The organism is uncultured Pseudoflavonifractor sp., assembly GCF_944387805.1.
Lineage (GTDB): Bacteria > Bacillota > Clostridia > Oscillospirales > Oscillospiraceae > Pseudoflavonifractor.
The window spans coordinates 1-11,266 of record NZ_CALXGI010000080.1; the positions used below are offsets into that span (position 1 = coordinate 1).

Sequence of the window (11,266 nt, forward strand, 5' to 3'; positions counted from 1 at the left end):
CGGAGCTGCCGCCGGAGACAGTACCGGAGACGGTGCAGACAATGCCGGTCTCCACGTTCTCCACGTCCATGGTGTAGGTGGAGCCGTCGGAAGTGGCGGCGGTGAAGGAGCGGGTGTCTCCGGTGAGGGCGATGGAGCCGTCGCTGTTGAGTGCCCAGGTGCCGGAGTCGGTCTGAATGCCGGAGTTCTCGGCGTTGTAGTCGAAGGAGACGGTGAAGGTATTGTCGCTCATGAGGACCACGTTGCAGACCAGCCAGCCGTCGCCGGTGCCGGTGAGGGTGAGGTAGGAGCCGTCGCTGGGCGCGGAGCTGCCGCCGGAGACAGTACCGGAGACGGTGCAGACAATGCCGGTCTCCACGTTCTCCACGTCCATGGTGTAGGTGGAGCCGTCGGAAGTGGCGGCGGTGAAGGAGCGGGTGTCTCCGGTGAGGGCGATGGAGCCGTCGCTGTTGAGTGCCCAGGTGCCGGAGTCGGTCTGAATGCCGGAGTTCTCGGCGTTGTAGTCGAAGGAGACGGTGAAGGTATTGTCGCTCATGAGGACCACGTTGCAGACCAGCCAGCCGTCGCCGGTGCCGGTGAGGGTGAGGTAGGAGCCGTCGCTGGGCTGAGCGGACTCAGTGGGCTGGACGGACTCGGAGGCAGTGGGGGCAGGGGACTGCTGGCTGCCGTCGGCCGCAGCCACGCCGCCGGTGCGGAAGAAGGCGGCCCAGAAGATGAGGGCCAGCACGAGGGCGATGACCACCACAATGCCGATTCTGGCGGGAACCTTCACGCTGTCCTTCCACTTGCTGCGGTTGAGGAACACAAAGAGGGCGGCGGAGAGGACGGCGGTGTCCAGCACCACCAGGAGCACCAGCCAGTAGGGAGAGGTGTCGGCGGCGGCGGACACTGCGGCGCTGTTGGCCTGGGTGTAGAGAATATTGTGGCAGGCGGTGCGCATGGCCTGCTGGGCGGTGTTGCTGGAGCTGTCCAGGGTGACGCCCATGAGGCAGAGCATCATGTCGCCACCGGCCCGAATGGCCAGATTTACGTCCATCCAGGAGGTGTTGCCCATGGCAGAGTCGGTGACCACCATACCCTGGAAGCCCCACTCATCCCGGAGCACGCCGGTGAGCAGAGCAGGGTTAGCGCCGGCCCAGACAGTGCCCAGGTAGTTGTAGCTGCTCATAATGGCGGTGGTGCCGCCCTCTTTGACGGCGATCTCAAAGGCCCGGAGGTAGATCTCCCGCATGGCCTGCTCGTTGGTCCACACGGAGATGGAGAGCCGGTTGCTCTCCTGGTCGTTGACGGCGAAGTGCTTGACGTAGCAGTACACACCCTGACTGGCAGCGCCCCGGATGGTGGCGGCGGCCAGCTTGCCGGAGAGAAGGCTGTCCTCGGAATAGTACTCAAAGTTACGGCCGGAGAGGGGAGTGCGGTGGATGTTGGCGCCGGGGGCGTAGAGGCCCACCACGTGGTTGGCTACGGCCTCCGCGCCGAAGGTGCGGCCGAATTCCTCCACCAGAGTCTGGTTCCAGGTGGAACCGATGACCACCTGGCTGGGGTAGGACACGCCGCGCAGGCTGCTCACCAGGCTGTTGATGCCGGCAGGGCCGTCCAGGTCATTGGTGGCGGGTTTGCCCACGCTGGTGATCTCAGGGGTGGACCAGCCGCCGTTGGAGATCATATTGGTCATGTCCTCCACACTCAGCTGCTCCAGAAGCTGCTCCCACATGGGGTCGTCGTAATCCTTGCCGGACAGGTCCTCCAGGGTGAGGCCGTGGTTGGCGAAGGTGATGGGCTGGTCGTCCGGGTTGTTCTCATACACCGGCGCACTGGTGAAGGCGGCCACCACGGCGTCGGAGGCGGTCTTACCGTCGGTGCGGGCGGTGGGCAGGGTGCCCTCCCAGTCGGCGCGGGAGACGTACTGGGTGATCTGGCCGTCGGTCACATCGTCAAAGCGGTTGACAGCGGCGGTCACGTCGGTGGAGCGGGGGTTGCTCTCGTCATAGACGGTGGTGGAGGAGACGGTGTACTCCCGCTGGTCGATGACGTCGTGGGCGTTGTTCATCAGCTTAATCTGATAGGTGCCGGACTCCAGCACATAGCAGCCGTTGGTCCGGTAGTCGTAGGAGGCCATGTCCTCGGCGGCGAAGGTGATGGTGACGGACTGGCTGTCGCCGGGCTGGAGCAGCTCGGTCTTGCCGAAGCCGGCCAGCACCACGTGGGCCTTCTCAATGCCGCCCACGGTGTAGGGGGCGGTGTAGTAGACCTGGACCACGTCCTTGCCGGGCACGCTGCCGGTGTTGGTCACCTTCACGGTCATGGAGATGGTGCCGCCGGCGTCGGAGTAGTCCTCAATCTCCTGGGTAAAGGTGGTGTAGCTTAGGCCGTAGCCGAAGGGGTACTGGACGGCGGCCTGGTAGGCCTCCTCGTCGCATACTCCGGTCTCGTTGTCGATCCAGCGGGTCTCATAGAAGCGGTAGCCCACATAGATGCCCTCGGCGTACTCTACGTAGTTGCGCTCCAGGTTGCTGTATGTAAAGTCGCCCGCGTTCCAGTAGGCGGGGGAGGAGGAGATGTCGTAGGCATAGGTGTCGGTGAGGCGGCCGGAGGGGTTCACCACGCCGGACAGGGCCTCACCCACGGCGTTCATGCCGGTGCTGCCGGGGCCGCCGATCCACAGGGCGGCGTCGATGCCCTCGTCCTCCAGGAAGCCCAGCTCCATGGCGTGGGAGGAGTTGATGAGCACCACCACGGTCCCATAGCCCTGGGACTTGACCAGCTCCAGCAGGTCCTCCTCGTCCTGGGTGAGGGAGAGGTAGCTGCGGCCGTCGTCGGTGCCGCTGTATCCGGCCTCATACATGTCGGCGGGCAGGTCGCCGCCCTCGCCGCCGATGCGGGAGAGCATGACCACGGCCACGTCGGAGAAGTCCCGGGCCTGCTGAAGCACTTCGTCGGTGTACTGGGAGACAGGGACTTCTACCGGCGTAAAGTTGGAGCCGGTATACCCGCTCTGATCCGGGCGGCTGACGCCAGAGTTGCGGTAGAAGTCGGCCAGCTCCTCATTGACGGTGAAGCCGGCGTTGGTCAGGCCCTGGATCAGGTCCACGTTGGAGGACGTGTCGCTGGAGCCGCTGCCGGTGCCGCCGTAGAGGGGGGAGATGGTGGCGTAGCCGAACAAGTTGACCTTGGCGCCCTGCTCCAGGGGGAGCGCGCCGTCCTTGTTCTCCAGCAGCACCAGGCCCTCGGCCTCCAGCTCCTGGGCCATCAGCAGGCTGGCCTCCTTGGCCTCGGCGGGGGTGAGCTGCTCAGCGGTGACGTTGCCGCCGGTGAGGCGGCTGTTCAGGTTGGCCGCCATAAAGGCGTTGATGGCGGGGTACAGCTGGATGCACACCATGTTGACGATCAGCGCGATGACCACCAGCACGCTGACCAGGATAACGGGAAGCTTTCCCGCCGGGCGGGGAGACGCCGTGTTCTTTTCTTTCATATCCATGCTCCTTCTCCTTTTATTTTGCCCGGGCACAAGACAAAAAATAAAAAAGACAGTTGCTTTTTTTATGCCCATGCTGTATTGTATTCAACATAGTGTTGTATTTCAATCATTAGATTTTTTAAAAACGTTGTGTTTAAGACACAAATAGAAAAAATGTTGGAATTAAAGCATAAATGATGAAAAAAGATGGGAAACAGGAGGGCGTGGCATGGAGAAAGCGGCGCGAAAGGAGAATCAGCGGACGCGGCTGACCAAACGTCTGCTGCGGGAGAGCCTGCTGGAGCTGTTGGCGGAGAAGCCGGTGGAGCGGATTACCGTAAAGGAACTGTGTGAGGTGGCGGAGCTCAACCGTTCCACCTTTTATGCCTACTATCAGGACGTACCGGATCTCTACTATGAAATGGGCAACGAGCTGGTGGACGCCCTGGTGGACTATGTGCGGACGGGCGGGGTGGAGACCGAGCCCATGCTGGCCTATATCAGGGAGCGGCGGGAGATGTTCGCCCTGTTGATTTACAATGGCCATTTTATGGACGTGAACTCCCCCCTCCAGCGGCGGATACTGGAGGAAACCGTCCGGTACACCTGGCCCGCGGGAGCGGAGATGGCTGTGGCGGGGGCGGAGTGGAAGTATATCCTCCAGTACATGTTTATGGGGGGCAGCGGCCTGATCCACCAGTGGGTGCGGGAGGGCTGCGATATGGAGCCCGCGGAGCTGGCGGCGCTGCTGGGCGGCCTGACGGAGACGGTGCTGCGGGCGGCGCCCGGTCTGGCCCGGCAGGCAGCGAAAAAAGCATGACAAGTCCGCCGGGATATGCTATACTGAAGAAAACATTTCCCGGAAGGAGGTTGTTCCATGAGCGACTGTCTGTTCTGTAAGATTGCGGCGGGTGAGATTCCGTCCAACAAGGTCTATGAGGACGACCAGGTCTATGCCTTCTACGACATTGACCCCCAGGCGCCCACCCATTTTCTCGTGATTCCCAAGGCCCACATCGGCTCCTGCGGCGAGATCAACGCGGAGAATTCCGGTGTGGTGGCCCACGCCTTTGAGGTCATCTCCAAGGTAACCAGTGACTTGGGCATTACTGATTTTCGTGTGGTGTCCAACTGCGGCGAGCAGGCCGGCCAGAGCGTGCATCACTTGCATTTCCATGTTCTGGCCGGAAGGGATATGACCTGGCCTCCGGGCTAAGGGCCTGCGAGCCGCGCCAAGCGTTTTGGCCCGCAGGGCCAAAACCTTGATGCCGGGCGGATTCACTCCGCCCGAGCAGATAAAATAGAGGGGGTACCCCGGGCGGTTTCCGCCTGGGGCTGAGCAGGCGGGCCAGAGCGTGCATTACTTGCATTTCCATGTTCTGGAAGGAATGGATATGACCTGGCCTCCCGGCTAATCCCAGCGTTTTGACGTGACTGCCACCCCGGCGGCCCAGCCGCCGGGGCCTACGCTAAAAACTTGCCGCAGGCAAGTTTTCTTAACGCTGCGGTGACCTGGCCTCCGGGTTGATTCTATCAAAACTGGATGGAGAGCCGCCAAGGTTCTTGGCGGCTCTCTTTCTTTACAGATTGCAATTGCTTCAACAAGTTCATTATTTACAGAAAATGTAATAAAAAGAGCGTATAGTCTCTTATTCACTCGATAAAACTACCGTTTGGTAGTTTTATCTGGGTGATATTATGTATTTTCGGCGCTTAGAAGACATCCGGTCTGATAAAGACCTGACACAAAAAGAAGTTGCGGCATTCTTGCGTATGAGGCCGGAAGTTTACCGCCGCTACGAGAAGGGAATCCGGGAGATTCCTGTCTGGGCGTTAATCAAGCTGGCAGATTATTACGAAACCTCAACGGACTACATTCTCGGCCGTACTGATAATCCGTCGAAGCCAAATGCGTAAGCTGGCTTCCTTTGCGCTGCCCTTTGGGGCGGGCGTATTTTTGGCGGTCTATCTGCTTCCCCGGCCGGTCCGGCTGGCCGGGGCGGTTGTGTGCGCCCTGATTTGGGCGATATGCCTGCTCCGCTGGCGCAGGCAGGGGGAGGATAAGCGGCTCCGGCTGGTGCTGTGCGCCGCCGGACTGGCTCTGGGCCTGCTGTGGAGCTGGGGCTATGACATGTGTACCGTGTACCGGGCGGAACAGCTGGCCGGCACAGAAGGGACCGTTACCGCTCAGGCGACGGACTGGCCCGAGGTGGGGGAGTCCAGCATCTCGGTGGAGGCGCGGCTGCTGAATCCGGACGGACCGGATTTCAAGGTCATCCTCTATTTCTACCCCGATGATGGAGAGGTGCCTGATATAAAACCCGGTGATACCCTGACCTGCACCGCCCGGCTCAAGCTGGCGGACACCATCGCCGGGGAGAAGAGCGGCTACTACTACGCCAAGGGCGTTTTTCTCACTGCCAGCGCCCAGGGTGTCCCGGCGGTCACGCCGGCGGAGGCCGTGCCCTTAAAGTACTGGCCTGCCCTGTGGCGCAGAGCTATGGGGGAGCACATTGCCGAACTGTTTCCCGACGAGACCGCCGGGCTTGCTCTGGCCCTGACCACCGGGGACAGGTCCGGCCTGACCGGCGGGTTTTACACCGCCCTCAAGCGCTGCGGCCTGGCCCACGTGGTGGCCGTGTCCGGCATGCACACCAGCATAGCGGTGCTGCTGCCCGCCATGCTGGTGCGCAGGCGGCGGAGAAGGCTGATGGCGGCGGTCTCTATCCCTCTGGTGCTGGCCTTTATGGCGCTGACCGGTTTTGTGCCCTCGGTGGTGCGGGCCGGTGTGATGCAGATCCTCCTGCTGCTGGGTCCCGCGCTGAGCCGGGAGGGGGACACGGTGACCGCCCTGTCCTTCTCCCTCCTGCTGCTCCTGCTCCAGAACCCCAACGCCGCCATGGATGTGGGCCTTCAGCTCTCTTACCTGTCGGTGGTGGGTATCCTCACCATCTCAGGGCGGCTTAACGAGAAGTTTTTCCACCGTTTCCCTCTGAAAAAGGGGAAAACTTTGCCTCGGAAGCTGTACAACAGCGCGGTCCGCTTCCTGACGGGCTGCGTCACCATGAGCCTGGGAGCCACCGCCTTCACCACACCCCTCACCGTCTGGTATTTTGGCACCGTCTCCCTGGTCTCGCCACTGGCCAACCTGCTTACCCTGTGGGCGGTCACCCTGCTTTTCCTCCTGTGCCTGCCCGCCGCCGCTCTGGGCGGGGTACTGCCCGTGGTAGGCGGGGTGCTGGCCGCTCTTGCGGAGCCGGTGAGCTGGATGTTCCACCGCATTGTGTACGGACTGAGCAGCTTGCCTTTTGCGTCGGTCAGCCTGGAGGCGGGCCGGTATCTCCTGTTCTGGATCCTCTTTGTCTATGCCGTCATTGGAGTCTGCGTCCTGTTCCGCAAAGAGAAGCTCCGGCCCCTTGTCCCGGTGTGCTGCTGCACCGTGACTCTGGCGGCGGCGCTGATGTTCAATATGCTGTCCCTGCGGGGCGGAGGGCTGACCGTCACTGTGCTTGATGTGGGACAGGGACAGAGCGTCCTGCTGGCCGCCCGGGGCCGCACGGCCCTGGTGGACTGCGGCGGCACCGGCGGAGAGGACCCGGGGGACATTGCCGCCGACTATGTGCAGGCCATGGGCCGGAGCACTCTGGATTTGCTGGTGCTGACCCACTACCACGATGACCACGCCTGCGGCGTGCCCGAGCTGATGGAGCGGCTGGATGTGGCGGCTTTGGCGGTGCCGGATGTGGAACCGGAAAATCCCCTCCGGGCGGAGATCCTGGCCCTGGCGGAGGAAAAGGGGACAGAGATCGTCTTTATCGAGGAGGATACTGCGGTGGAGCTGGGCGGCGCGTCCCTCACCCTCTATGCTCCGCTGGGCACCGGCGGCGGCAACGAGGAAGGGCTCTCCGTCCTGGCCACTCTGGGGGACTTTGACGCCCTTATCACCGGTGACATGAACGCCGCCGTAGAGCAGCGGCTTATCAAATACGGAAACCTGCCCGATATTGAGCTGCTGGTGGCGGGCCATCACGGCTCCAAGTACTCCACCTCAGCGGAATTGCTGGAGACGGTCATGCCGGAGTACGCCGTTATCTCTGTGGGGTACAATTCTTACGGCCACCCCGCGCCCGAGACCCTGGACCGGCTGGAACAGGCGGGCTGCGCCGTCTGGCGTACCGACCTCCAGGGTACCGTTACCGTCCGGGCAGCGGACTGAATCCACCCACAAGGGGGAATAGCCCATGGCAAAAAAGGAAAAGGCGGACAGCGCCGCCTATCAGAAGTTGAAAAAGGATATTGCTGACGGCAATATTGGCCGTTTGTACGTGTTTCACGGGGAGGAGGCCTACCTGCGGGACTTCTACCTGGGGCAGATGAAGAAGAAGCTCCTGCCGGCCGGCATGGAGGAGTTCAACCTCCACACCATGTCGGGCAAGGAATTTGACCTCAAGCGCCTGGCCCAGATGGTGGACTGCCTGCCCATGATGAGCGCGCGCACTCTGATCGTGGTCAGCGATTACGACCTCTATAAAGGAGATAAAGAGGGGCTCACCGCCCTCTTTGCCGACCTGCCCGACTATGTGTGCCTGGTCTTTGTCTACGACCTTATCGAGTACAAGGCGGACGCCCGCACCAAGCTGGCCGCATCCCTGAAGGAGCACGGCAGCGTGGTCAATTTTGCCCGGCAGGAGCAGGGAGACCTGGTGGACTGGGTGCGCCGCCGCTTTAAAGCCACAGACCACGACATTGGCTCAGAGGAGGCCAAATACCTCATCTTCCTCTGCGGGGATCTGATGAACGGCCTTATCTCGGAGATTGGTAAAATCGGCTCCTATGCAAAAAACTACCGTATTACCCGGCAGGACATTGACGCCGTGGCCACCCCGCAGCTGGACGCGGTGGTGTTCCAGATGACCGACGCCATCGCCGCCGGAAACTTCGAGCGGGCTGCCGCCGTCCTGGGAGACCTGTACCACATGCAGGAGGCCCCCATCAAGATTCTGGCTGTCCTGGGGAAACAGCTCCGGCAGCTCTACTCCGCCCGGCTGGCCATTGAGAACCGGAGGGGCACGGCCTATCTGATGGAGCTGTGGGGTATGCGATCGGCCTATCCGGCGGAGAAGCTGATGCAGTCGGCCCGCCGGTTCTCTCTGCCCTGGTGCCGCCGGGCGGTGATCCGCTGTGGGGAGATGGACCTGGCCATGAAGTCCACTGGCGCAGACGGAGAAGAGCTGCTCACCCAGTTCCTGCTGGAGCTGGCGGGGGCGTCCTCCCGGAAGCGATGAACGGAGGAACGAGCTGTGCTGAAAATCAAAGAGGCCATCGTGGTGGAGGGGCGTTACGACAAGAACACACTCTCCCAGCTGGTGGATACCGTTATTATTGAGACGAAGGGATTTGGCATCTTCAAGGACAGTGAGCGGCTCGCGCTGCTCCGCCGTCTGGCCGGTGAGCGGGGGCTGGTGGTGCTCACTGACTCGGACGGAGCGGGCTTTGTCATCCGCAATTTTCTCAAAGGCGCCATTCCGCCCCGGCAGGTGAAGCATGCCTACATCCCTGACCTCTTCGGCAAGGAGCGGCGCAAGCGCCAGCCGGGGAAGGAGGGCAAGCTGGGGGTGGAGGGGATGCGCCCCCAGGTGCTGGAGGAGGCGCTCTGCCGTGCGGGAGTCACCTTTCTGGACCGGGCGGCAGGAGAGCAGACGCCGCACCGCGCGCTCACCAAGGCGGACCTGTTTGCCGCCGGACTGTCCGGCAGGCCGGACTCCGCCCAGCGACGCCAGGCGCTGCTCCGCCGTCTGGACCTGCCTGAGCATATGACGGCCAATGCCATGCTGGAGGCGCTGAATGTATTCTGTACTTATGAGGACGTTCAGAGGGCTCTGGCTGACATGGAGATAGAAAAAAAGACATAAAAAGGCCGTGCAGGCCCGGCGGAACATGCCGCCGGGCCTGCACGGCCTTCGGTTCAAAAAGTTTTTTCGAAAAAGCGAAAAAACCCCTTTACAAACTCCGACCAGTATGCTATGATTACTACGCAAACGAGAACTACTACTGATAAGGAGGCGAGTATGGAACGCACCATCCGGTACAGCAAAAAGCGTGAGGCCATTCTGGAAGCCATCTGCTCCACTGATATCCATCCTTCGGCTGACTGGATTTATCAGCGGCTCAAGCCCGCCCATCCGGACCTGTCGCTGGGCACGGTTTACCGAAACCTGAACTTTTTTCAGGAACAGGGGATTGTACAGTGTGTGGCAGTTGTCAACGGACAGGAGCGCTATGATGCAAACGTCCACCCGCATAATCACTTTATCTGTGACTGCTGCGGCGCTGTGATTGATCTGCATCAGATTCCGGTGGATGCCGGGCTGGATCGGCAGGTCAGCGAGACGTACGGACTCCAGGTTCACCATCACGACCTTGTTTTCCACGGCACCTGCGCAGCATGCAGGGATAAAAGCCAGATCAGTTAACAAAACAAAAAACAAAAATAAAATCAGGAGGAAATCAACATGAAAAAGTTTGTCTGCACCGTCTGTGGTTATGTCTATGAGGGCGAGACCGCTCCCGAGTTCTGCCCCATCTGCAAGGCTCCTGCTGACAAGTTCAAGGAGCAGACCGGCGAGAAGTCCTGGGCCGCTGAGCACGTGGTCGGCGTAGCCAAGGGCGTGGACGAGCAGATCCTGCAGGGCCTGCGTGAGAATTTCCAGGGCGAGTGCTCTGAGGTTGGCATGTACCTGGCCATGGCCCGTGTGGCTCACCGCGAGGGTTACCCCGAGATCGGCCTGTACTGGGAGAAGGCCGCCTATGAGGAGGCCGAGCACGCCGCCAAGTTCGCCGAGCTGCTGGGCGAGGTTCTGACCGACTCCACCAAGAAGAACCTGGAGATGCGCGTGGACGCTGAGAACGGCGCCACTGCCGGCAAGTTCGAGCTGGCCAAGAAGGCCAAGGAGCTGGGCCTGGACGCCATCCACGACACCGTCCATGAGATGGCCCGCGACGAGGCCCGCCACGGCAAGGCTTTTGAGGGCCTGCTGAAGCGCTACTTCGGCTAATCAAAACCTTTGTAAATAAGGGTTTCCGGGAGGGAGAGGCATTGTCCTCTCCCTCTCTTTTTGTCCCGCATGGTGTCCCCGGGGTGTCCCGCCGCTGTCTGCCTGTGTTCTGAATCAAGAAAAAGTGTCCCGTGTAAAAGGTGTCCCTAAATCAACAAGTTGCACAAAGGATTGTGCGTTTCTGCTGGGCCGTCAGAGGCCCATTTCTTTGACCCTTCTGTAAAAGGTGTTCGGCTTCAAGCCGACCTCTTGCATGGCGGCGGTGGCCGTTATCTCCCCGGCCCTCCACCGTTTGCAGGCGTCTTTGAATTGCGCCTCGTCCACCTCCAAGGGCTTGCGGCCCTTGTACTTGCCCGCGTCCTTGGCGATTGCGATTCCTTCCCGTTGCCGCTCCAAGATGTTCTCCCGTTCCAGTTCCGCCAGAGCGCCGAACACTGTCAACATGAAACGGCCTTGTGGGGTGGTGGTGTCGATGTTCTCTTTCAGACTGACAAACTCCACCTGTTTCTCTGTCAGTTCTGACACGATGGAGAGCAAGTCGCGGGTGTTGCGGGCGATACGGGAAATACTCTCCACAATAACCATGTCCCCGGCCCGGACAAAGCTCATCATTTCCTTGAACGCCTTGCGGTCTGTGTTCTTGCCGCTCGCCTTGTCAATGAACAGTTTTTCGGCCTTCTGTTCCTCCATCATTTTGAGTTGCCGCGCCTCGTTCTGCTCGATGGTGGAGCAACGCACATACCCAACCCGCATT

General features: G+C 61.2%; 10 protein-coding genes. 8 read left to right on the forward strand and 2 right to left on the reverse strand.

The window, feature by feature from the left end; all coding sequences use genetic code 11:
* On the reverse strand, positions 1-3,478 hold a 3,478-nt coding region (locus Q0K06_RS12940; protein WP_294553285.1), incomplete at its 3' end, for a glycoside hydrolase family 3 N-terminal domain-containing protein.
* A 208-nt stretch (positions 3,479-3,686) separates the two neighbouring features.
* On the opposite strand from Q0K06_RS12940, the gene Q0K06_RS12945 reads away from it, so the two are divergent.
* From Q0K06_RS12945 to Q0K06_RS12980, 8 genes are all read left to right on the forward strand, one after another.
* On the forward strand, positions 3,687-4,277 hold the full coding sequence (locus Q0K06_RS12945) for a TetR-like C-terminal domain-containing protein (protein ID WP_294553288.1): 591 nt from the start codon (positions 3,687-3,689) through the stop codon (positions 4,275-4,277).
* Between the two features lie 57 nt (positions 4,278-4,334).
* Positions 4,335-4,673 (forward strand): histidine triad nucleotide-binding protein, encoded by a 339-nt coding sequence (locus tag Q0K06_RS12950; protein ID WP_294553291.1) that lies wholly within the window; start codon positions 4,335-4,337, stop codon positions 4,671-4,673.
* A gap of 482 nt (positions 4,674-5,155) precedes the next feature.
* The gene (locus Q0K06_RS12955; RefSeq protein ID WP_294553293.1) at positions 5,156-5,374 is read left to right on the forward strand and encodes a helix-turn-helix transcriptional regulator; all 219 of its coding nucleotides are present in this window, start codon (positions 5,156-5,158) and stop codon (positions 5,372-5,374) included.
* Positions 5,375-5,414: 40 nt separating this feature from the next.
* Positions 5,415-7,673, forward strand: coding sequence for a DNA internalization-related competence protein ComEC/Rec2 (locus Q0K06_RS12960; protein WP_294553296.1), 2,259 nt, complete (start codon positions 5,415-5,417; stop codon positions 7,671-7,673).
* Between the two features lie 25 nt (positions 7,674-7,698).
* Positions 7,699-8,742: a DNA polymerase III subunit delta gene (gene holA / locus Q0K06_RS12965; protein WP_294553299.1), complete on the forward strand. Its 1,044-nt coding sequence runs from the start codon at positions 7,699-7,701 to the stop codon at positions 8,740-8,742.
* Positions 8,743-8,757: 15 nt separating this feature from the next.
* Positions 8,758-9,369, forward strand: coding sequence for a DUF4093 domain-containing protein (locus tag Q0K06_RS12970; protein WP_294553302.1), 612 nt, complete (start codon positions 8,758-8,760; stop codon positions 9,367-9,369).
* Between the two features lie 156 nt (positions 9,370-9,525).
* Positions 9,526-9,930 (forward strand): transcriptional repressor, encoded by a 405-nt coding sequence (locus Q0K06_RS12975; RefSeq protein WP_294553306.1) that lies wholly within the window; start codon positions 9,526-9,528, stop codon positions 9,928-9,930.
* A gap of 39 nt (positions 9,931-9,969) precedes the next feature.
* Positions 9,970-10,512 (forward strand): NADH peroxidase, encoded by a 543-nt coding sequence (locus Q0K06_RS12980; RefSeq protein ID WP_294553309.1) that lies wholly within the window; start codon positions 9,970-9,972, stop codon positions 10,510-10,512.
* A gap of 192 nt (positions 10,513-10,704) precedes the next feature.
* Here Q0K06_RS12980 and Q0K06_RS12985 read toward each other — a convergent pair.
* Positions 10,705-11,266 (reverse strand): recombinase family protein (locus tag Q0K06_RS12985; protein ID WP_191540657.1); only part of this gene is annotated, 562 nt, incomplete at its 5' end.